The organism is Aquipuribacter aurantiacus (genome assembly GCF_051216895.1).
In the GTDB taxonomy this organism is placed as follows: Bacteria; Actinomycetota; Actinomycetes; order Actinomycetales; family JBBAYJ01; genus Aquipuribacter.
This window is the reverse complement of sequence record NZ_JBPKAO010000011.1, coordinates 88,617-110,681: the sequence shown is the minus strand read 5'-3', so window position 1 is coordinate 110,681 and position 22,065 is coordinate 88,617. Positions and strand designations below refer to the sequence as shown.

Genomic DNA, 22,065 nt, shown 5'->3' with positions numbered 1-22,065 from the left:
CCGGTCGCGCGTCGGGGTGGTCAGCCCGTGACACGTTCGACCACGACGTCCACCCAGTAGTTGGCGCCGGACTGCGCCGTCGGCGCACCGCTGCCGTAGGTGTAGACGGCGCCGTCGGCGTACAGGGGAGGCACGACGACCGACCCGGACGCGAACGTGCTGGCGCTGTAGGAGTACCCGCCCTGGCCGGCCCGGTAGGAGACGGTGTACGTCTGGCCCGTCGACAGCAGGGCCGGCGTCGCCAACGCGACGGTCTGCCAACCGCTGCTGCTCAGCCCGGTGGCCGGAGCGGTGGCCAGCAGGTCACCGCTCTGCGACCACAGCGAGACGGACTGCGGGGCGGAGTTCGCCGGACCGCGGTAGAAGCGGACGGCCGTGGCCCGGACCGGGGCGTCGAGCGAGAACCGCATGCCGAGCTCGACCGAACCGGGGTCGTCCACGGATGCGACCGCCGGGACCGTGCCGTCGTCCCAGACGCTGCACGGGCACTGTCCCGGTGTCCCGGGTGCCGATGCGGTCATGAACGACCAGGCGAGCTCGTCGGACGGGGGTCCGCCGGCGACGGCCGACACGTTGACGCTGGCCTGGTACTGCGTCGAGGGCGCCAGCGCCGCGGCCGGGACGAACCGCACGGTCTGCGCGTCGACCGCCTCCACGGTCCCCGGCACCGCCGCGCCCCCGCTGCTGAGGCCGATGGCCACCTGGGACGGCAGGACAGGCTCGGACAAGGACACGGTGACCGGACGGTCCACCGGTACCGTGCCGGCCCCGGCCACGGGGTCGACGCCGCTCACCCGCACCCCCTCGACCACCGGAGGAGCCTCACCGGCGACGAAGACGACGTCGACGAGGTAGCTGGACGCGTTGGGCGCCCCCTGCGTCGGGAACCCCCCGCCGTAGCGGTAGACGCCGTTGGCCCCGGGCGCCGACGACAGCGGACCGTTCGACACCGGGGTCGCGAAGGTCGACTTCGTGACGGGGTAGCGCCCGGAGGGAGCCAGGTACGACGCGACGTACACCTGGCCCGGAGTCACCTGGACCGGCTCGGCGAACTCGGCCTCGTGCCACCCGGCCGCATCCACCTGCACCTGACCGACCGCGAGGGCATCACCCCCGGCCGACCACAGCGTGGCCTCGTAGGCGCCAGGAGCACGACCCGCCTGGTAGAAGCGCACGGCGCTCACCGAGCCGGCCACGTCGGGCACGACCCGGACGCCGAGCTCGACCGCCTCCGTGTCACCGGTGTCCTCGACGACGGGCCTGGTGCTGGTCTCGAAGAGCGAGCAGGGACAGGTGCCGGTGGTGGTGAACGACCAGGTGTACGGGGCCAGCACGTCCCCGGTCGTGGACCGGACCTCGGTGAGGGTGGCCTGGTAGGTCGTCGACGCGGACAGTCCCACCTCCGGCGTGAAGGTCACGGTCCGGCTGGACGCCACCACCGAGGTGGTGCCCGGGACGACGTCCCCGTCACCGCTCTCCAGCGTGACCTCGCCCTCCCCCGGGCGGATCGGGCTGTCGAGGAGCGCCGAGAGGACCTGGTCGGACGGGACGCTGCTCGCACCGTCCTGCGGGACGGTGCGTCCGACGACCGGTCCGCCCGGCGCCGGGGTGAAGACCACGTCCACCGCGTAGCTGGTGCTAGACCCCTGGGCCGGGAACCCGGCGCCGTAGGTGTAGCGACCGCCCCGCCACATCGCCGTCAGCGGCGACCGGACGACCTCGCCCGCTTCCAGCAGGGCTGCGTCGTAGGAGTACCCGCCGTGCGGGGCGCGGTAGGACACCACGTACGGCACCCCGGCCTCGACGGTCACGGGCTGGTCGAACTGGACCTGCTGCCAGCCTGTCGACGACTCGTCGGTGAAGGTGGCGCGGGCCAGCAGGGCACCGCCGTCGGACCACAGCGAACCGGTGTGGGTGCCGGTGTTGCCGACCCCCTTGAAGAACCTCACGCCGACGACCTCGCCGTCGTGCTCGGTGACGAACCGCAGGCCGAGCTCGACCGAGGCCCCGTCGTCCGAGGTCTCCAGCGTCGGGCGGTAGGAGTCCGGCCAGACCGAGCACGGGCACACCCCCGGCTCCGGGTCGGGCTGAACGGTGCGGAAGGTCCACGTCGCCGGGACCATCGGGTTGTCGGCCAGGTCCGTGGCGGTGACCGACACGGTGTACGTCGTGCCCTCGCTGAGCGGTGAGGCGGGGGTGAACCGCACGGTCGACCTGCTCTCCTCGACCACCGTGGTCCCGGCCACGGCCGCCATCGCCGCACCGCTGGACACGGTCAGCTCGACCGAGCCGGGGTCGACGGGCTCCGACAGCTCGACGGTCACCGGGGTGGCCACCGGGACGCTGCTGGAGCCTGCGAGCGGAGTCTGCGTCGACACGGTGGGCGCGATGGAGTCGACGTCGGTGAACACGACGTCCACCCAGTAGCTGGACGCCTGGTAGCTGTTGGTCGGAAAGCCCCGACCCGACTTGTAGACACCGTTGCCCTCGGTGGCGACCGATGCCGGTGCCCGCAACGGGGGCGCGAGGACACCCGGGGAGTAGAAGCGGCCGGGCTCGAAGGAGTACCCACCCTGAGGGGCGTGGTACGAGGCCACGACCTCGGTCCCCGGGGTAACCCGGACCGGGGCCGGCAGCGGGACGGTCACCCAGCCGGCTGCGGTCACTGGCCCGGCCGTCGCGGACGCCAGCACGCTGCCGTCCTCCGACCACAGCGTGACCGGGAAGCTGTCGCCGCCGGCGGCCCCGCGGTAGAAGCGCACCGCCTCGATCCAGCCCGACTCCTCGACGACCACCCGCACGCCGAGCTCCGTCGCCGACGTGTCGGCAGCCGGGGGTCCGGAGGGCACCTCGTTCCCGAACAGCGTGCAGGGGCAGCTCACGGCCACGGCGACCGACGTGGGGTCGGGCTGCAGGTTGAAGCTGTCGTCCGTGGCCCGGGCGAGCAACTCCACCTCCCCCTGGCCGTGGACGACGCCCTCGTAGCTCCAGGATTCGCGCCCGGTCGCCGGGTGCCACGTGTCGCCCCCGTCGAGCGAGACCTCGACCGCCGCGACGCGACCGCCCACGTCGGACGCGGTCCCCGTGACGATCACCTGGTCCCCGTTCTGCATGGTGGTTCCCGCTGCGGGTGCCGTGATGGTCGCGGCGGCTGGGGTCTCGTCGGTCGACGGCTGGGGCACCGTCAGGACGTCCATCAGCGTGTCGGCGACCGCTCCCATGTCGGCCATCAGGTTCACCGTGGCCTGCTGCATGCTGCGGTCGACCGGCGCGACCACCCCGTCGTGGTAGGTGTCCAGCCCCCAGGCCCACTGGATGGTCCCGGCCGAGAAGACCAGGGCCCCGCTGGGTGCGCGGTAGGTCGTCAGGTGGTGCGTCGTCGTCCCGGGGGCGACCACCTGCCCGTAGTCCTGGAGGTACTCGGGGACGTCACCGACGGTCTCGGACAGCCGCACGAGGCCGGCCGGCCGGAAGCCGTTGTCCAGGTCCTCGTTCGACTCGTACCCGAGGGTGTGGGGCGCGAGGGTGGCCACGCTGCCGGGAGCCTGGTCCGCGACGGCCGTGTCGCGCCAGAACCGCAGTCGCCCCTCGGCGGCCGGGACCTTGATCGCGAGGTCGGCGTCGTTGACCATGTAGGCGGTGCCCACGAGCTCGTTCTCGGGACGACCGCCACCCCCGGAGAAGCGGGGGTCACGCCACGTGCCGGTCCACTCGGCGGACGGGTCGGTCTTGGCGCCGGACCACGTCTCCTTGTAGCAGACGAGGGTGCGGTAGTCCGTGCTGGTCCCGTCGATGCTGGGCTCGTACCGGGTCCGCCAGTAGACCTCGTTGCCGGCGAAGAACGCCAGGTTCACACCCTGGTCGCGGGCAGCCTCCACGTTGGCCCGCTGGGCGCCCGACCAGTACTCGTCGTGGCCGACCGACAGGAAGGTCCTGTGGTTGGTCAGCAGGTCGCCGTGGCGGTCGGTGTCGATCCCGCTGATGTAGCTCATGTCGTAGCCGTTGCGCTCGAGGAACCGGATCATCGGGTACTCGTTGGCAAACAGGTAGTCCCGGCCTTCCACGTCCCCCCTGGTCGTGATCGGCCGGTTGTAGCTCACCTTGACCGCTCGCCCGTTGGCCCCGTTGTAGAGGTTCGCCCCGCCGTACCGGTTGTAGGCGTGCCAAGTGGTGTCGGAGGTCTGGAAGACGATGTCGGACGTACTGGTGCTGTCGCGGACGACGAACGGGATGTGGCTGGCACCGCCGGTGTCGGCCCTGGCGGGCCTAGCTACGTAGACCCCCGACACCGCGTCGGAGGGCACGTCCCATGACGCAGACACCGCCCAGGTCCCGCAGTCGTAAAGCAGCGTGCTGGGGTCGCTCGCACAGGCCGGCTGCTGCTGGGGCAGGGGCGCGGACGGGGTGAGCGTCGCCACCTTGCGCGCCCCGTCACCGTCGTACCAGCCGAGCCGGTAGACATCGATCGTGTACGCCGAGGCGTCGGTGTCGATCTTGAAGTCGACCCGGTGGCCCAGGTCGACGCTGATGTCGGTGGAGAACCCCTGGATCGACTCGTCACCGGCCCCGGCGATGTCCCACTCCGAGCTGGGGGACCCCGGCTTGGAGTTCTCGCAGGCGACGGTGTTCTGTCCGGCTGCGCACGCCTCCGCCGCCGCACTTGCCCCCGACGCCACGACCATCGTGCTGGCGAGGACAGCCAGCACCGACGCGAAGGCGACTGCTCGGAGCCGGATGACGAGGTGCGACGAGTCGGTGTCACGCACGGTAACCTCCACAATGACCATCCGAAGTCCGGGCGAGGTCTGGATCGGGGCGGACGGCCGAGATCTAGACACCATAGACCCCCGTCAACACGGGGGTATCAGGGTTTGGATGATCATTTCGGATTACGGGTCAACCTCGGGGGACGAATGGGGCGGGACCGATTACTGGGTCACGCACAGTCACCAGCGGCCTACGAAGCGCCCGACAGTCTCAGGTAACGGGCACGGGCACCCGGCCGACGGGTCTGCACCGGGAGCAGCGAGGTCCCGGTCAGTACGTCGAGGCCCAGGACCGCGCTCATCGTCGCCACGTACCTGACGGCGGACAGCTCCCAGGACAGCTCCGTCTCGATCCGTTCACGGCCGAGCCGGCCCATCACGGCCCGCCGGTCGGGGTCGTCGAGCAGCTCGGCGATCGCCGTCGCCAACCGCTGCTCGTCCTCGACGAACACCGCGGCCGTGCCGGCGCTGCGCCTGCTCTCCACGAGGTCGCTCGCCACCACGGCGAGCTCGCACGCCATGTACTCCAACGTCTTGTTCATGGTGGAGCGGTCGGTGAACGGGGTCCGGGGGTCGGGTGTCACCCCGAGGTCGGCGGCGGACAACCAACTCCGCAGCTGCGTCTGGTCGACCCGTCCGGTGAAGTGGACGCACTCGTCAAGGCCCAGGTCCGCGCTGAGCGCCTGCAAGTTCTCGAAGCAGTCGCCGAAGCCCATCAGCACGAACCTGATGTCGTTCCGACCGGCCTCCTGTAGCAGCTTGGCCGCCCGGAGCAGGCGGTCGACCCCGTCCTGCGGACCCATGACCCCGACGTAGGCGACCAGGAACGACTTGCCCTCGCGGGCGTCCGGTTGCGGCTCCCCCCGCCTCAGGATGCGGTGGTCCGGCGTGCTCATCACCACCGTGGTGCGCTCGCGCGGTACCCCGCCCCGAGTGATGGCCATCTCCCGATAGCTCTCGTTGGGCACCACCACCTGCTCCGCGGTGGCGTAGCTGGCCCGCTCCAACCAGAGCTGGATGCGGTGCAGCACCCGGTTACGCGCCGACGAGGCCGGGAACCGGTCGCCGAAGATCTCCGGGCACAGGTCGTGCTGGTCGTACACGAACTTCTTGCCCCACAACCGCCACAGGCGCGCGAGCGCCCAGTAGGTGTCGGGCGGGTTGCACGCCTGCATCACGTCGAAGCCCTCCTCGCGGTGGGTCCGCCATGACAACCTCGCGGCCTGGAACCAGGCGACCAGGAACTCCCGGAAGTAGCTGATCACACCCGAGGTGGGCGACAGCATCGGATAGCTGCGGACGATCACTCCGTCCACGTCCAGGACATCCGGGTCCGTGGTCGAACCCTTGGGGCAGATGACGGTCACCCCGATGTCGGCGGCCACGAGGGCGTGCGCCTCGTTCTGCACCCGTCGGTCGAAGCGGAAGTTCATGTTCTGCACGACGATCAGGACGCGCTTGGCGCCCGTTCCACCAGGTACAGATGGGTCTCGGACCACGATCTCCTCCTCCTACCGTGCGACCGGTCGGGACCACCGCGACCCTGACACTCAGTGACGATAGGAGGGCTCGCTCCCCTGCGTCCGCTGATCTGAGAGGAAATTTCACCCGTGAGTGACGGTGATGGCCCTCTGCCGCCAACGTCACTACAGTTAGTGACCGAGCAGGCCCGGACAAAGCCGGGCATCAGTCACGCGTCAGTAGGCCCCGGAGCCACTCATCACGGCCCGGAACGTCTTCCACAGGATCTGCAGGTCCATCGCCGGTGACCAGTTGTCGACGTAGCGCAGGTCCAGGCGCACGGACTCCTCCCAGGACAGGTCAGCCCGTCCGCTGACCTGCCACAGGCCGGTGAGCCCGGGCTTCACCCGCAGCCGTCGGTGGACCTGGTCGTGGTACTGGGCGTACTCGTGGGGCAACGGTGGTCGGGGACCCACCAACGACATGTCACCCCGGACGACGTTCCACAGCTGCGGCAGCTCGTCGACCGAGTACCTGCGCAGCACCCGTCCCACCGGCGTGACGCGCGGGTCGCCACGCATCTTGAACATGAGGCCGTCTCGGTCGCTCTGGTCGAGCAGGTCGTTGCGCAGCCGCTCGGCGTCGGGGACCATGCTGCGAAGCTTCCACATCGTGAAGCGCTCGCCGTCCTGGCCGACCCGAGCCTGCGCGAAGAAGGCCTTGCCCGGGCTGGTGAGGCGGACCGCGACCGCCGCGACGGCGATGACGGGCAGCGCCACCAGGAACAGGACGGTGCCGATGATCCGGTCCTGAACACTCTTGATCAGCAGACGGCCCGAGCTCTGGGCCGGCTTCTCGACCCGGAGCAGCGACAGACCTGCAGCCGGATGCAGCGAGACGTACGCGCCCGTCACCTCGACCAGGCCGGGGGCGACCATGAGATCGGCGCCCGTCTGCTCCAGCGCCCAGGACAGCCGCCGCAGGGACCCCCCGGTGATCTGGGACCCGACGACGACCACGTTGTCGATGGCGTTGTCCACCACCACCTGGGGAACCTCGGAGACGACACCGAGCGGTTCGACCCCGCCCAGCCGGAAGGCGTCCACACCCCCCACCGGGGTACAGGCCCCCACCACGTCCAGGCCATGATGAGCGTCACGGCGCAGGTGGTCCACGACGTCCGCCACTGCGGCCGGCTCCCCCACCACGATCGTACGAAGCATCGCGGCACCGTCGCGGCGCCGTCGGTGCAGCCACCGGCGCCAGACGTACCGCCCAAGCACGGTGGTCAGCGCGATGACCGGGACCGCGACCAGGACGTCCCGGCGCGGCAGCACGAGCTGCAAGGCATAGCTGACCACCCCGAGGAGCGCGATGGCGAGGACAGCGGCCTGCCCGATCTTCTCGAACTCCTCCGGACCGTCCCCCAGCCGCCGGCTGTCGTAGCCGCCGAGCAACGTCAGCAGAAGGACCCACAGCAGTCCGGCGAGCAGGGCGTACGGCACCGTCTCCCCCCTGGTGGCGGGCAGCGAGTACAGGCACGCCGCCATCACCAGGGTCGCGACCACCGCGTCGGTGGCGACGAGCCGCCGCAGCAACGGGCCGATCCACGAGCCCCGACGCGCCACTGCGTCCTTCGCGACCTGGTGGACGTTCACCCCTTCCTGCAGGGCGAAGGGCACCGGCGACGCCCACGACGTCCTCACCCGGGGACGAGCCCGCCGTCGCTCGTGCTCCGGGGACCTTTCGACCGCCTTCGCGTGGTCGGCCCTGCCGTCAGCCAGGTCGCTCTCTACGCTCATGAGACTCCTTCGCCGGCCGACGTCGCTAGCCGTCGGCGATGCGCTCGAACGCTAGCCGGATGGGGCGCCACAGGATGCCGGAACGACCGAACTGGTCCGACACGCCCGCTTTGTCCCCGGTAGGTGGATGACCCTCAACCGCGCAGCGTCCGACCGATCCGACGTCGCAGCCGGACGGCGTGGCTCGGCAGGTGCCAACGGAGGCTGTCGCGGCGGCGCGGTGCCGCTCCGGCCGCGACTCCGGGGTAGATCATCTGCCGGGCGTCGGCGGCGAACACCGGCCGACGCGCCATGGTCGCGATGCCCACGGCCTGCTCGACGTCGCCCTCGATGAACAGCCATGCCTGCGTGCGGCGGTACACGTCCGCCTTGTGCCTCGCGCGGTCGGACGAGGGGACGCCGGCGCCGGGCGGGTCCTCGGCGCTCATGACGAGCTCGCGGTACTTGATGCCGTGCCCGGCCAGCCAGCGCTCGGTCTGCGACCGGTAGCGCTCGCTGCGCGAGGTCACCAACCAGCCCACCTCCTGGGCCGGCACGAGCCGGGCGGGCACGTCGCGCAGGAAGCCCTCGTAGGCGGCGCCGTCCGACTCCGCCGCCCGAGGGGCCCGGCACAGGACGCCGTCGATCTCCATGCAGGCCTCGGCGAGGCGGGAGTGGTGGAGGACGTTCCACTCGAAGACCCGCGGGTTGGGGACGACCGCGGCCCAGTGGTCCACCTTGGCCGGGCTGCCGGGGTCGGCGATGTACACGGCCCCGAACTCGATCCGGCCCTCCAGGCCGTGACCGCGCACCTTGTCCCGCGCCAGGTCGAGAGCCCCGCCGTACATGACGCTGTCGTCCACGACGAGGATGCGGCGGGCGTCGTCGATGACCTCGCTCGGACGCTGTCCGCCCATCCGGGCTCCCGAGGAGAGCAGCCGTCCCGCGAGCAGGCCGTCCAGGTCGGCCAGCGGGACGTGCAGGTGCACGGCCAGCATGCTCGCCGGCAGCATGCCGCTGCGTGGGATGCCGGCGACGACGTCGATGTCGCGCGGGAGGCTGTCGGCCCACTCCGCGACGTCTCGGCTCAGGTCGGCGACGCTGCGGTACTGCACGGGGCCCTCCAGGGCTCGATCGGGCAGGCGACGGTCCGGGGGGACCTCGCCGAGGGGTGGCGAGACCATATCGGTGAGACCTGCGGATCCCCAGGTCGCTGTCCGCCTAGAGGCCGCCACCCCGCGTGACCATGGAGCCCTCGTCGTCCCCGTTCGGTCCCCAGCGGACAGGGAAGCCGGGACGAGCCCGGCGGCGCAGTGGTATCAATCGACGATGAACTCCTGCCGTGCCACGACGGCCACGGCCGATCCTGCTGAGGAACCACGCCGATGCGGCTGACCCTGCTCACCCCCTCCTTCGCGGACACCCAGCTTCTGCGGACCAAGTGCCTCATCGAGGTGGCGCAGCACCTGGGGCACGAGGTGACGGCCGTGACGACCCAGCCCGGCGAGGTGCTGGCGTCGCTACGGGACCAGCCCTTCACGGCGCACCTGCGGCGCGTCGACCCGGACTCGCTGCAGCGGCTGGTCCGCGGCTCCACCGACGTCCTCATGACCGTCAAGGCCCTGCAGGTCAGCCTGGGCGCCGGTCTGCGGCTGGCGCGTGCGACCGGCGTCCCCCTGCTGGCCGACGTGGACGACCCGGACCTGGAGGTCGTCACCATCCACTCCGGGGACACCCCGGCCGACAGCGCCCGACGGATGTGGCAGGACCGTCGGCTGATGCCCAGCCACGCCAAGCTCGCGGTCAACGCGCGCCGGACCCCCACGACGGTGTCGAACCCCGCGCTGCAGCGGCGCTGGGGGGGTGTGGTCGTGCCCCACGCCCGGCCGGACCCCGGCGACGGGGCCCCCCACACCAGCTCCGCGCCCCTCGTCGGGTTCATCGGGACCAGCCGCGGTCACAAGGGGCTGCCGCTGCTGCGCGCCGCCGTCGCACGGCTGGCCGACGAGGGCTGGCGTCTGCTCGTCACCGAGGCCCCTCCGACCGACGCCGCCCCCTGGGAGCAGTGGGTCGGCCCGCTCGACGGGAGGCTGGACCCCCTGTCACTCACCGCCGCCAGCGACGTCGTCGTCATCCCGTCGGAGGCCAAGCGCTACGGCTCCGCGCAGCTACCGCTCAAGCTGGTCGACGCCATGCTCATCGGGCGGGCGGTCGTGGTCAGCGACGTGGGGCCGCTGCCCTGGGCCGTCGGTCCGACCGGACCGGTGTTCCGTTCGGGGTCGCTGGACGACCTGGTCGCGGCGCTCCGCCCGCTGGCGGACCCCCGGGAGCGGGCCCGACGCGGGGCTGCAGCCCGGGCGCTCGCGCTGTCCCGCTACACGGTGCCGTCGGTCGCGCCGCTGCTCGAGCGAGCACTGCAGCAGGTGGGCAGCCGCCACGGCGTCGCGCCGTCCCCGAGGCACTGAGCAGCTGGTTCACCCCGCACCGGACCCGCGGCCGAAACACTCTCGGCCGCCTGGGACGATCAGGCGACTCGAGCCGCACGGGCTCCGCAGAAGGAGGACGTGAGTGGCCGGTGTCGAACCAGGGCGGGCCGTGGCCACCCCGTCCTCGTGGGACGCGGCGCCCGTGTCCGAGGCCGACGTCTGCGTGGTCGGGGCCGGTCCCGCCGGCCTGACGCTGGCCGACGCGCTCACCCGGCGCGGCCTGACCGTGCTCCTGCTGGAGGCCGGCCCGGCCGACGTCCCCGCGGGCGGCCTCGACGTCACGGGGACGACGAGCACCGGGTTGCCGTACGCACCGGCCGCCACCCGCAGCGCGGGGGTCGGCGGCAGCGCCCTGCGCTGGAGCGTGGAGACGCCACGCGGGGGCCGGCACGTCCGGCTGCACGAGCTGGACGACGACGACCTGGACGGCTCCGAGGACTGGCCGCTCTCCTCGGCGGACCTCGCCCCGTTCTACGCCCGGGCCCGGCAGCTCACCGGGCTCACACCCCGGGGGACGGAGGACGGCCGTCCTCTCGGTGAGGGCCTCGAGGCTCGTGAGTACGTGTTCGCCCCCGCCGCGGTGTTCACCGAGCAGCTCCCCCGCGAGCTGCGCGACCGGAGCCAGGTCCGTCTGCTCACCGGGTGCCGCGTGCTGGAGGTCGTCTCGTCGGGCGAGCCCGCGACCGTGACAGGGTTCAGGTGCGTGCATGCCGGTCGGCGCCTGCTGGTCCGAGCGCGTGCCTACGTGCTCGCCGCGGGGGCGCTGGAGAACGCCCGGCTGCTGCTGGTGTCCCGGGAGCAGCAGCCGCAGGGCCTCGGCAACGGCCAGGACGTGGTGGGCCGGTACTTCATGGAGCACCCCCACGTGGCGACGGGCGTGGTCCGCGTCGACCGGGGGCTTGACGCCGTGCTGGCGCCGTGGGACGTGCGCGATGACGGCGGCCCCCGGCAGACCAAGCTCGCCCTGCCGTCGTGGTTGCGACGCGAGCACGACCTGCTGAACGCGGCCTGGAAGCTCAAGCCGGGCACCGTGGACGGGCCGGTCGGCCTGGGGCACGACGGCCAGGCCTCGCAGGCGTCGGTCGACCGGTGGCGGGACCTGAGGTCCGCCGACCCGCCCGGCCCCCTGTCGGTCCTGCGGCGCCCGGGAGCCGTCCTGCCGGTCGTCACGGACGTGGCGGGGCACGCCGTCCGACGGGTCCTGGCCGCCGACCATCGCGCGCGCGATGTGCTGCGGGTCCACGTGATGGCCGAGCAGGAGCCGTCCCGCAGCAGCCGACTGACCCTGTCCGACGTGCCGGACGAGGACGGGGTCCCGACCGCCGACCTGCACTGGCAGCTGACCGCCCACGACCAGGAGTCCGCCGCCACGGCCGGCCGGATGGTCGCGGCCAGGCTGGGCAGGCTGCTGGGCCACGAGGTCGTGTCGCTGCTGGGCCCCGAAGGGTTCGTCGACCCCGAGGGCGGCGCGCACCACATAGGCACCACCCGGATGGGCCGCGACCCGGCCCTGTCGGTCGTCGACCCGCACTGCCGGGTCCACCACGTGCGGAACCTCTGGGTCGCCGGGTCCTCGGTGTTCCCCCGCTCGGGCGCAGCCAACCCGACCTTGACCCTGCTCGCGCTGGCGCTGCGCCTGGGCGACCGGCTGGCGGACGAGCTGCCCACCCGCTGAGCGGCCGGCCCCGGGGGCAGCGACCGATCAGAGGCCGATGCCCTCGTAGCGGGGTACGGAGTCCTTCGCCAGCAGCCGCCGCCCGTCGACCACCACGGGCGTCTGCCCGGCCTCCGCCAGCAGCGCCGGAACCTGCTCGAACTGCGGCCACCGGGTCATGAGCAGCACCGCGTCGGCGCCGTCGAGGGCCTCGGCCAACGTGTCGGTGAACGTCACCTGCGGGCTGACGACCCGCTGCGCGGTCTCCCGCGCGATCGGGTCGAAGGCCCGGACCACGGCACCGGAGTCGACCAGTGCTTGGGTGACCGGCAGCGACGGGGACTCCCGTACGTCGTCGGTCCCCGGCTTGAACGCCATCCCCAGCACCGTGACCCGGGCCCCGGCCAGGTCGGGCACGTGCCGTCGCAGCAGCCCGAGCATCTTGTCCGGCTGACGGGCGTTCGTCTGCAGCACGGCGTCCAGCACCGGCATCTCGTGCCCGTGCTGCTGACCGAACGCCACCAGCGCCTTGACGTCCTTGGGGAAGCAGCTGCCACCGAACCCGCAGCCCGCGGCCAGGAAGCTGAGGAAGCCCGGCCGGACCCGGCTGCCGTCGGCCTGCATCGGGCTGAGTCGCTTGTCCAGGTGCACGCCCGCCATCGCCTCGACGGAGTCCACGCCGACGCTCGCGCACAGGTTCCCGATCTCGTTGGAGAAGGAGATCATCGTCGCGAGCAGCGAGTTGGCCGTGTACTTGATCATCTCGGCGGTCGTCGGGTCGGTCGGCACCAGGGTGGCGTCGGGGAACGGCGCGAACAGCTCGGCCAACGCCGCGCGCGACCGGTCGTCGACGCCGCCGAGCACGATGCGGTCCGGCCGGGTGAAGTCGACGACCGCGACGCCCTCGGCCAGGAACTCCGGGTTCATCCCGACCCCGAAGTCCTCCCCCGCCCGCTTGCCGGAGGCCTGCTCCAGGGTGGGCAGCACGACGTCGACCGTGGTGCCGGGCACGACGGTGCTCTTGACGACGACCACGTGGTACTCGTCCTTGTCGCGCAGCACCTCGCCGATCTGGCGCGCGGCCTCGCGCACGTAGGTCAGGTCGATCCGCCGACCGTCGAACGGCGTCCCGACGGCGATCAGGGTGAGCTCGCTGCCCAGCACCGCCGCCCGCAGGTCGGTCGTGGCGCTCAGGCTGGTACCGACGACGCGGCCCAGCTGCTCCTCCAGGCCGTCCTCGAAGATCGGGGGGACACCTGCGTTGATTAGGTCGACCTTGGCGGGGTCGAGGTCCACGCACACGACGTGGTGGCCGACGTCGGCCAGCCCGGCCCCGGACACCAGTCCCACGTACCCGGTCCCGACGATGGACACGCGCATGCTCAGGAGTCCTCTGCCGTCGCGTTGTCGCGGTACCAGATCAGTGCCCGCCGCAGCCCCTCGTCGACCTGCACCGTCGGGTCGTAGCCGAGCTCCTCGCGTGCCTTGGTGATGACGGGGCAACGACGGTTGGGGTTGTCCGTCAGGTACTCCGCGTCGGAGCTCTCGCCCCGCACGACGCAGCCGGTGTAACCCAGCTCGGCCGAGGCCGCCGCGACCACGCGGTCAGCCAGCTCGGCCATGCTGATCTCGGGAGTCTCGGTGCCGATGTTGTACGCCTCGCCGGCGCGGCCCCGGACAAGGATCTTGAAGTACCCGACCACGGCGTCGGCCACGTAGCAGAACGTCCGGGTCGGGCTGCCGTCGCTGAGCATGACGATGTCGCGCCCGGCCAGGACGTCCCGGGCGAAGTCGCTGAGCACCCGACCGTCGGTGATCTTCAACCCCGGGCCGTAGTTGTTGAACGGCCGGGCCACGGTCACAGGCACGCCGTGCTGGGCCGCGAAGTTGACGCAGAGGGTCTCGCCGTAGCGCTTGGACTCGTCGTAGCAGGCACGCGGCCCGGTGCAGCTGACGTTGCCGCGGTAGGTCTCCGGGGTGGGGATCATGTCGGGCGTCGGGTCGCCGTAGATCTCGCTCGTGGAGTAGAACAGGAAGCCCTTGAGGGGCGTCCCGGCCGCCTTCTGCGCCACCGCGTACTCCAGAAGCGTGCGCAGGCCGTTGACGTTGGCGTCCATCGTCTCGATCGGGTGCAGCCGGTAGTACGTGGGCGACGCGATGGACGCGGCGTGGATGACGTAGTCGTAGTGGCCCATGTCGGCCGGCAGCGGCTCGGTGATGTCGAACGTCCGCAGCGTCAGGTTCGGCTCGCCGTCCAGGGCCGTGAGCCAGTCCGGCATTCCGCGGGAGTAGTTGTCGAACACCGTCACGTCGATGGGCGGGGCGTCGACGGTCCGGTTGTGGTGCACGGCCGCCTGGACCAGGTAGTGGCCCAGGAACCCGGCCCCGCCCACGACGAGCAGCCGGTGCCCGGCCATCTCGGCCAGCTCCTCGCGCAGCCCGGAGACGATGTGGTCGAGGTCACCCGCGACGACGTCCGCCGCGGTCTGCCCCCCCGTGGTGTCGGTGCTCATGCGGGGGGTCCTCCGGTGGTGGTGGTCCGGGCGGGTGCGGCCGGGACGAAGCGCTCGTCCTGCTCGGCGCGCAGCGGGTGGACGACGGTGCCGGTGGGCAGCTCCACGTCGTCGTAGGTCAGCACCTGGTCCTTGACGACGTCGCGGCGCAGCCGGCAGCCCTCGGCCAGGCCCATCGGCAGCAGCCCCTCGGCCCGCACCACGTCGTAGCGCTCGCACAGGCCGTAGGTCATGTAGTAGCCCAGGCCGTCGATCGTCTCCCCCGCCCGGCTGTCGATCTTGGCGGTGGCCACGACGTCGACCACGGGCGGGCCGACGGGTGCGATGACGGCGTCGCCGAACAACGCGACCCTGGCCACCGACAGCGGCACCTCGAACACGGTCAGGTGGTAGGGCACGTAGAAGCTGTACAACGGTCCCTTGCCGAGCTTGCCGTAGTCCAGGTAGTGGGCCTGGGCCGTGTCGATCGCCTCGGCGAACACGTACACGCCGGGGCTGGGCTTGCCCCCGACCACGTACTCGACGATGCCACCGAGCTCACGCAACCGGTCGATGTCGTACATGCCGAGCATGTCGTCGACGTGACCGTCGTGCTCGATGCCGATCATGCCGCGCTGGGCGACCGTCATGCCCGTGGCGTTGGCCACGATCGCCTGCTCGAAGCTGATCTTGGTGCCGTCGGCGAACGACGTGACCATGTTGGCCGTCTGGCCCCACTGCTTGGCGAAGCCGGCCTGGGTGGTGGGGTTGCGGTAGCGGTCCTGCAGGCCCTTGATGTTGCCCGCGACCAGCGGACGCAGGCCCAGCTGCTCGACGAACCGGATGGTGTTGAGCTGGACGCCGGGCTGGTCGCCGTCGCACCCGGTGACGATGACACCGGCCGCGTCGGCCCGCTCCTTGAGCAGTGGTCCCACGGTGGCGTCGAGCTCGGCGTTCATCAGCACGACGTGCTTACCGTGCTCGATGGCCTCCAGGGTGACGCGGGCGCCGTACTCGACGTGCCCGGTGGCCTCCACGACCACCTGAACGTGGTCGGCCGCGTTGACGACCGACGGGTCGTCGGTCACGGCGTACCCGCCGCGGGCCACCACGGCGTCCAGCTCTGCGGCGCTGCTCACGACGGTGACGTCGGTGATGCCGGCGCGCGCGTAGGCGTCGACGGCCGCCTCGACGGTCCGGTTGCAGATGGCCACCAGCTCCATGCCGGGGGTGTAGCGAGCGACCTGGTTGGCGATGCCGCGACCCATGAAGCCGGCCCCGAACATCGCGAACCGCACCGGGTCGCCGTCCTCCGCGCGCTTCGCGAGCGCCGTGTCGACGAGGATCATTGCGGTGTCACCAGACCTTCCACGGCGCGTTGCCGCTGTGCCAGAGGTTCTCGAGGACGTTACGGTCGCGCAGCGTGTCCATGGGCTGCCAGAACCCGTCGTGCTTGTACGCCGCGAGCTGACCGGCGTGCGCCAGCCGGCGCAGCGGCTCCTGCTCCCACACCGTGTCGTCCCCATCGATCTCGTCGATGGCCGAGGGCTCGAGCACGAAGTACCCGCCGTTTATCCAGGCCCCGACGCCGTCGGTCTTCTCGCTGAACGCGTGGACCTCGGTCTGGGTCTCGCCCAGCTGCACGGCACCGAAACGGCCGGGGGGCTGCACGACGGTCATCGTGGCCGTCTTGCCCTGCTCGCGGTGGAACGCCAGCAGCGCGGTGATGTCGACGTCGGCCACGCCGTCGCCGTAGGTGAAGCAGAACGGCTCGTCGCCCAGGTGGTGCCGGACGCGCCGCAACCGGCCGCCGGTCATGGTGTCGTCACCGGTGTCCACCAGCGTGACCCGCCAGTCCTCGGCGTTCGCCGCGTGCACCTCCAGGGTGTTCAGCCTCAGGTCGAACGTCACGTCGGACATCCGCATGGCGTAGCTCGCGAAGTAGTCCTTGATGATCGCGCCCTTGTAACCGCAGCAGATGACGAAGTCGTCCACCCCGTGGGCCGCGTAGCTCTTGAGGATGTGCCACAGCACGGGGTACCCGCCGACCTCGACCATCGGCTTCGGCCGTACCGAGGTCTCCTCGCTCAACCGGGTGCCGAGGCCCCCGGCCAGGATGACCGCCTTCATGATCCGTCTGCCCCTCTGTTTGCGTGCCGCCCGGCAGCACCTCGACGAGGGTGGGGCCGCTCACGGTCGGACCCCTGTCCACCCGTACGTCGACGAGCGTAGCGAGCAGGGGCGTCGCACGAGGCGGTTACAAGGGCGTACCACCGGATGGCGGGCAGCCATCCGGTGGTACGCGTCACGCCGGGTCAGAGAGCGGTTCCGGGCTTGCCGTAGTCCATGGGCATCGCCTGCAGCTTGTCCCAGGGGAACCCGCGGAGCACCTCGTAGGAGGGCGTGGAGCCCAGGATGCCCTTCCAGGGATCCGTACCGGTGCGGTTCTTCTCGGGGATGCCGCTCTCGGTGTAGACACCCGTCGCCCCGGCCTTGTCGACGACGATGAAGCCGTAGGTCTGGGCCGACTTCGCGATCATCGCGGCGACCGGGTGCAGCTTGAGGCTGTCCACGTCCACGGAAGGGTCGAGCCGTAGGCGGAGGCCCTCGGGCACCGCGTCGGGGTGGGTGCTCCAGCCGTCGCTGCGCTGGGCCGGCCAGCTGTAGGTCTTGTACGCGCCCGGTTCGGCCAGGATCAGGCCCATCGCGTGGTTGATGCTGCCGGAGCGGACGTCGGCGAGGCTGATCTGCGCCGCGGCGTGGGGTAGGCCCGTGGCGGTGGTGCCGAAGCTCCCGTTGAAGTGCCCGATGTTGGTGCTGACCTTGTCCATCCGTCCGCCCCAGCAGGCGTACCAGCCGTCGGACCTCTTGGAGGCACGCCAGAACTCCCACAGCTGGTCGGTCTGCGGCGAGTAGATGACCAACGCACCGTCACGGCCGGGCGAGGGCACGGCGTCGGCCGGCACGGGCACCGACACGAAGTGCTTGTCTCCGTCGTACAGCCCCTTGGGCGTGCCCGACTTGTTCTGGCAGTTGTCGAACTTGACCGTGGTGCGGGCCGTCTTGCTGCCGTCGACCACGTAATAGCTGGAGTTGTAGTCCCACACGTTGAAGGTGGCGACACCGTTGTAGCGCGAGGTGACGGACTGGTGGAGGTGCTTGACCAGTGCATCGCTGCGCGGGTGCATCGGCGCGGTGCGGATCGACTGCCTCCACACGCTGCTGTCGGAGAACGGGTAGCCGGCCGCGACCGGGTTGGGGGCCGGGTTCGGGACCGGCGCAGGGGCCGGTACGGGCGGAGGGGTCGGGCTGGGGGCCGGTACGGGCGGAGGGGTCGGGCTGGGGGCCGGTACGGGCGGAGGGGTCGGGCTGGGGGCCGGTACGGGCGGAGGGGTCGGGCTGGGGGCCGGTACGGGCGGAGGGGTCGGGCTGGGGGCCGGTACGGGCGGAGGGGTGGGGGTCGGGGTGGGCGCGGGGACCGGCTCGGGCGCGGGTGTGGGCACGGGCGCCGGGGTGGGCACGGGCGCCGGGGCGGGGGCCGTGACCGTGGGGACGGCCGCCACCGTGATGGCGGAGACCGTGGCCCGGTCGACGCGGTTGGTGTAGTCGATGTCCAGGCGCCCGTCCGTGACGACGGTGCGGAACGTCCGGTCGACGGGCTTGGCCCAGCCGCCGGCCGCCGCGTACACGTCGAACGAGCTGAGGACGGTCGCCCCCTCCACCTTGACGTCGAAGACCCGCTTGCCGGCGGCCTTGTGGAACGTCTCCGCCATGCGGAGCGTGACGTCGTAGGTCCCGTCGGCAACGGCCAGGTCGTAGCCGGACATGCCGTGGCGGATGCTGCCGTAGACACCCGGCGCGACCGAGCCGGCCACCGTCGTGTGCGCGGACGCGGTGCCCCCGACGTAGCCGTGGTCCTTGGCCCAGGCGATGCCACCGGTCGTGGATGCAGCGGCCGCACCGGCGTCGACCTGGTGGACGACCTTCCCGGCGGGAACGGGGGTGGGAGCGGGTGCGGGCGCCGGGATCGGAGAGGGTGCCGGGGCGGGGGCCGGGGCCGGCGCGGAGACCGTCCGGGGCTGGACGACGATGCCCGAGATCGTGGCGTGGTCGACCTTGGCCGCGAAGTCCAGGTCGAGACGGCTGTCCTTGACAGTCGTGGTGAAGGTCCGGGTGAGGGGCTTGTGGGCTCCGCCGGCCGCGGCGAAGACGTCCAGCGACGTCAGCACGCGGCTGCCCTCGAGGGTGACGTCGAACACGCGCTTGCCCTTGGCCGTGTGGAAGGTCTCGGCCATCAGCAGGGTCACCGAGTAGTCGCCGTTGGGCACCGGGATGTCGTAGCCCCTCATGCCGAACCTGATCGTCGACAGGACGGCGGCGTCCGGGTGGCCGGGGAGTACCCCCCTGGCCGACGTCGACCCACCGACGGCGTACCGGTCCGCGGACCAGGCCACGCCGGAGGCGGTCGCCGACTTCGTCGTCCCGGCGTTGATTCGCAACGGGCTGGTCAGGGCTTGGGCAGGAGCGACGGCGGCGACGAGCGTCCCGGCTGAGACGCAGGCGGTCAGCGCGATGGCGAGCAGGCTGCGTGGGTTTCGCATGGCGGGGGAGCCTCTTCCTGGGTTGGGGTCCCCCTTAGGGACGGCGGTTTCTGCCCGCGCCTGTAGCGCTGCGTATATCAACCGTCACTCAACCATCCTCATGCAGCACCCAGCGCCACGGGTGGTCTCGGACGGTGCTCCACCGGCCCCCAACCAGGCGACGCGCCCACCCCCCAGAGGGGTTTCCTCAACCGTTCTGTCACCGGTACCTCGTCGGGTCGGCGACAATGGCAGGGCCCGGGGTGACCACCTGCACCATTCCCGGGCACGTGTGCGGACGGCGCGGACCGCGGCACGGCCGATCCAGATGTCCGAGACGCGAAGCACCGGGAGCCTGCATGACCCACCACGACGCACGTAGCGAGCCGCCGAACGAGACGGGCGACGGCGCGGTGACGCGGCACGGACGGCGGCTGCTGCGCTCGTGGCGGCTGACGGCGCCCCTCATGGCCGTGGGCCTGGTCGCCGGTGTCGGCCTGGCCACGCTGGTCCCCCCGACCTACACCGCGGAGACGCGCCTGCTCGTCGGCGGGCAGACGCTGGCGTCCCAATCGGTGCCTGGCGTCGTCTTCGCCACGCAGGAGCTGGCCGCCACGTACTCGCGATTCGTGGACGACGCGTCGGCAACCGGTGGGCTGCAGGACCTGATCGGCGCCGAGACGGCGCAGACGGTCGGCTCGGTGTCGGCCTCCCCCATCCCGGACTCCAGCGTCATCATCCTCGAGGTGTCGGGCTCGGACCCGGAGGACGCCGCGGTCGCCGCGCAGGCACTGGCGGAGGCGCTGGTGGCCCAGGTGCAGGGAGCCAGCCAGGAGGACATCACGTCGGGTGCGCTGGCTGAGTACGAGGAGGTCAGCGGTCAGGTCGCTTCTCAGCGGGTCCTTGTGCAGCGGTTGCAGACCGAGCTCGACCAGCTGGTCCAGCCGGACCAGGAGATCGCAACTCCCCAGGCGTCCATCGACGCCGCCCGTGCGGAGGTGGTGACCGCCGAGTCACAGCTGAGCGTCCTCACCCTCCGCCAGGACGAGCTGGGCGCGCGCTACCTGCAGCTGTCGGACACCGACCGGGTCGACCTCACCATCGCCCGCCCCGCCGAGGTGATCGCCGACGACGCCACCTTGCTGCTGCTGATCGGCGCCGTGCTCGGCCTGCTCGTCGGAACGCTCACGGCCATGCTGCTCGCCTGGCGCACGACTCGGCGGGCGCCGGCTCAGACGACCGCGACGACCGCGTCCCGCCGCAGCGGTCGCGAGCGCCGCCGCAGCCACGCGGGTCCCCGTTCACCCGCCTCGCAGCCGGCGGTGGCGGAAACCGACGCCGTGGAGAGGCCGTCGACGGACACCCGGCTGGAGCCGTGGGCCGCGGACGACGACGACCCGTTCGCAGCCATGCGTGACCGCCACAACAGCGCCTCGGTGGCTGGCGACGCTGACGCGCACCCGCACGAGACGGCCGGGCAGGGCACCGACGAGGTCACGAGCCGCCGGTGAGCTCACCCCCCCTGACGCGTGAGGCGCAGGCGGTCACGACGAGGCAGCCGTGGCTGCCGCTGTACGTGTGGGCATTCACCATCTTCGTCCCGTTGAGCCTGCTCTCGGGCAACACGGCCGCAGCCGGGGTCCCGCTACCGCTGGACCGGCTGGCTTTCGCCGCCGGCCTGGGTCTGCTGCTCCTGACGCCGGCCGCTTGGCAGCGGCTGCGGCTTCGCCCCGTCAACGTGTTCATGGTGCTGGCGGTCCTGGGAGTGCTGATCTCGGCTGCGACGGCCGGGGTGCTGTCCGACACGACCGCGATGTTCGCCCTTCTCGACCGCATCGTCGTACCCTTTTTTCTGTTCTGCCTGGCCCCGCTCATCTGGTCCACCCCTCGACGGCGCGCCCTCCTGCTGCGCACTCTCGTCCTGGTGGGGGTCTACCTGGGCGTGACAGCCGTGCTCGAGATGACGGCGCCCCAGCTGGTGTGGCCGCAGTACATCGTCGACCCCGAGGTCGGGATCCAGTTCGGCCGCGCTCGAGGGCCCTTCGTCGCGTCCGAGGCTGCAGGCCTCGTGATGGGCACGATCGCGGCCGCGAGCGCCCTCGCAGCTACGCGGTTCACAGGCTGGTGGCGAGCGCTGGCCGTCATGGCCGTCCTGCTGTGCCTGCTCGGCACGGTGCTCACGCAGACGCGCTCGATCTGGCTGGGTGCCGTCGTCGCCCTGGTCGTGGTCTGTGTCCTGGAGAAGCGGATGCGGTTGCCCGCGCTGGCCATCGCCGTCCTGGTCGCCGTGCTGGGGCTGTCCGTGGTCGCGTCCGTCCCGTCGCTGTCGGAGTCCTTCACCGAACGGGCCACGACCTCGAGGTCGGTCCACGACCGCGAGAACACCAACTCCGCCGCACTGCGCGTGATCGCCGACCGCCCCTTGGACGGCGTCGGGTGGACCCGGTTTGCGACCGACGAGGGGATGTCATACGTCCGTCAGCTGGATGACATCCCTCTGACCAACGTGCGCATCGAGATCCACAACATCCCGCTGTCCCGCGCCGCCGAGACGGGTCTGCCCGCGGCCACGCTCTACCTCGTCGCCGTGGTCCTGTCGCTCATCACCCCGCTCCTGAGGCGCCAGCACGGGGACGGCGCGGGCTGGCGTCTGGTTGCGCTCGCGTCCGCCGTCATGTGGTTGATCGCGGCCATGCTCAGCCCGGTCCCGTACCCCACGGCCAACTATCTGGTGTGGTTGTTCGCGGGCATCGCAGCCGCCCCGCTGCTGACCCGGGACGGGGGCGACCCGTGGGCCGACGCCGAACGAGCTGCCGTCAGCGACTGACCGCACCGTAGGAACCCT

Annotated in this window: 13 protein-coding genes; 4 read left to right on the top strand and 9 right to left on the bottom strand. The window is 71.6% G+C overall.

Annotated elements, in window-relative coordinates:
* Positions 1–20: 20 nt before the first annotated feature.
* The 4 genes from ACR80Q_RS14600 to ACR80Q_RS14585 all read right to left on the bottom strand — a co-directional run bounded on the left by ACR80Q_RS14600 (position 21) and on the right by ACR80Q_RS14585 (position 9,192).
* Positions 21–4,766, bottom strand: a complete 4,746-nt coding sequence (locus tag ACR80Q_RS14600; RefSeq protein WP_435378368.1) for a DUF4082 domain-containing protein — start codon at positions 4,764–4,766, stop codon at positions 21–23.
* Between the two features lie 191 nt (positions 4,767–4,957).
* Positions 4,958–6,265 carry a glycosyltransferase family 4 protein gene (locus ACR80Q_RS14595; RefSeq protein ID WP_435378367.1) on the bottom strand — a complete coding sequence of 436 codons (1,308 nt, stop codon included), beginning with the start codon at positions 6,263–6,265 and terminating at the stop codon, positions 4,958–4,960.
* 198 nt (positions 6,266–6,463) lie between these two features.
* The gene (locus tag ACR80Q_RS14590) at positions 6,464–8,029 is read right to left on the bottom strand and encodes a sugar transferase (RefSeq protein WP_435378366.1); all 1,566 of its coding nucleotides are present in this window, start codon (positions 8,027–8,029) and stop codon (positions 6,464–6,466) included.
* A gap of 134 nt (positions 8,030–8,163) precedes the next feature.
* Complete coding sequence (locus tag ACR80Q_RS14585; protein WP_435378365.1) at positions 8,164–9,192, bottom strand: phosphoribosyltransferase; 1,029 nt, start codon at positions 9,190–9,192, stop codon at positions 8,164–8,166.
* Between the two features lie 201 nt (positions 9,193–9,393).
* On the opposite strand from ACR80Q_RS14585, the gene ACR80Q_RS14580 reads away from it, so the two are divergent.
* Both ACR80Q_RS14580 and ACR80Q_RS14575 read left to right on the top strand, forming a co-directional pair.
* Entirely contained in the window at positions 9,394–10,473 is a 1,080-nt protein-coding gene (locus tag ACR80Q_RS14580) for a glycosyltransferase (protein WP_435378364.1), read from the top strand.
* Positions 10,474–10,576: 103 nt separating this feature from the next.
* A complete protein-coding gene (locus ACR80Q_RS14575) occupies positions 10,577–12,169 on the top strand; it encodes an FAD-dependent oxidoreductase (protein ID WP_435378363.1) in 1,593 nt (530 codons plus the stop codon).
* 27 nt (positions 12,170–12,196) lie between these two features.
* Here the strand turns inward: ACR80Q_RS14575 and ACR80Q_RS14570 are convergent, their stop codons facing one another.
* From ACR80Q_RS14570 to ACR80Q_RS14550, 5 genes are all read right to left on the bottom strand, one after another.
* Entirely contained in the window at positions 12,197–13,528 is a 1,332-nt protein-coding gene (locus ACR80Q_RS14570; protein WP_435378362.1) for a UDP-glucose dehydrogenase family protein, read from the bottom strand.
* Between the two features lie 2 nt (positions 13,529–13,530).
* Entirely contained in the window at positions 13,531–14,661 is a 1,131-nt protein-coding gene (locus ACR80Q_RS14565) for an NAD-dependent epimerase/dehydratase family protein (RefSeq protein ID WP_435378361.1), read from the bottom strand.
* Complete coding sequence (locus tag ACR80Q_RS14560; RefSeq protein ID WP_435378360.1) at positions 14,658–15,989, bottom strand: NAD(P)H-dependent oxidoreductase; 1,332 nt, start codon at positions 15,987–15,989, stop codon at positions 14,658–14,660. The genes ACR80Q_RS14565 and ACR80Q_RS14560 overlap by 4 nt, the downstream gene beginning before the upstream one ends.
* Before the next feature lie 7 nt (positions 15,990–15,996).
* Positions 15,997–16,770, bottom strand: a complete 774-nt coding sequence (gene rfbF, locus ACR80Q_RS14555) for a glucose-1-phosphate cytidylyltransferase (protein ID WP_435378359.1) — start codon at positions 16,768–16,770, stop codon at positions 15,997–15,999.
* Between the two features lie 185 nt (positions 16,771–16,955).
* Positions 16,956–19,241: a malectin domain-containing carbohydrate-binding protein gene (locus tag ACR80Q_RS14550; protein ID WP_435378358.1), complete on the bottom strand. Its 2,286-nt coding sequence runs from the start codon at positions 19,239–19,241 to the stop codon at positions 16,956–16,958.
* Between the two features lie 338 nt (positions 19,242–19,579).
* On the opposite strand from ACR80Q_RS14550, the gene ACR80Q_RS14545 reads away from it, so the two are divergent.
* Together ACR80Q_RS14545 and ACR80Q_RS14540 are read left to right on the top strand one after the other, a co-directional pair.
* Entirely contained in the window at positions 19,580–20,731 is a 1,152-nt protein-coding gene (locus tag ACR80Q_RS14545; protein WP_435378357.1) for a YveK family protein, read from the top strand.
* Positions 20,728–22,047 (top strand): O-antigen ligase family protein, encoded by a 1,320-nt coding sequence (locus ACR80Q_RS14540; protein WP_435378356.1) that lies wholly within the window; start codon positions 20,728–20,730, stop codon positions 22,045–22,047. The genes ACR80Q_RS14545 and ACR80Q_RS14540 overlap by 4 nt, the downstream gene beginning before the upstream one ends.
* Positions 22,048–22,065: the final 18 nt, after the last annotated feature.

What these genes read in the sequence shown, in the direction of transcription:
- ACR80Q_RS14590 (WP_435378366.1), bottom strand. Translation starts at nt 8,029, where the DNA reads ATGAGCGTAGAGAGCGACCTGGCTGACGGCAGGGCCGACCACGCGAAG.
- ACR80Q_RS14585 (WP_435378365.1), bottom strand. Translation starts at nt 9,192, where the DNA reads ATGGTCTCGCCACCCCTCGGCGAGGTCCCCCCGGACCGTCGCCTGCCC.
- ACR80Q_RS14580 (WP_435378364.1), top strand. Translation starts at nt 9,394, where the DNA reads ATGCGGCTGACCCTGCTCACCCCCTCCTTCGCGGACACCCAGCTTCTG.
- ACR80Q_RS14570 (WP_435378362.1), bottom strand. Translation starts at nt 13,528, where the DNA reads ATGCGCGTGTCCATCGTCGGGACCGGGTACGTGGGACTGGTGTCCGGG.
- ACR80Q_RS14565 (WP_435378361.1), bottom strand. Translation starts at nt 14,661, where the DNA reads ATGAGCACCGACACCACGGGGGGGCAGACCGCGGCGGACGTCGTCGCG.
- ACR80Q_RS14560 (WP_435378360.1), bottom strand. Translation starts at nt 15,989, where the DNA reads ATGATCCTCGTCGACACGGCGCTCGCGAAGCGCGCGGAGGACGGCGAC.
- rfbF (WP_435378359.1), bottom strand. Translation starts at nt 16,770, where the DNA reads ATGAAGGCGGTCATCCTGGCCGGGGGCCTCGGCACCCGGTTGAGCGAG.
- ACR80Q_RS14550 (WP_435378358.1), bottom strand. Translation starts at nt 19,241, where the DNA reads ATGCGAAACCCACGCAGCCTGCTCGCCATCGCGCTGACCGCCTGCGTC.
- ACR80Q_RS14545 (WP_435378357.1), top strand. Translation starts at nt 19,580, where the DNA reads ATGACCCACCACGACGCACGTAGCGAGCCGCCGAACGAGACGGGCGAC.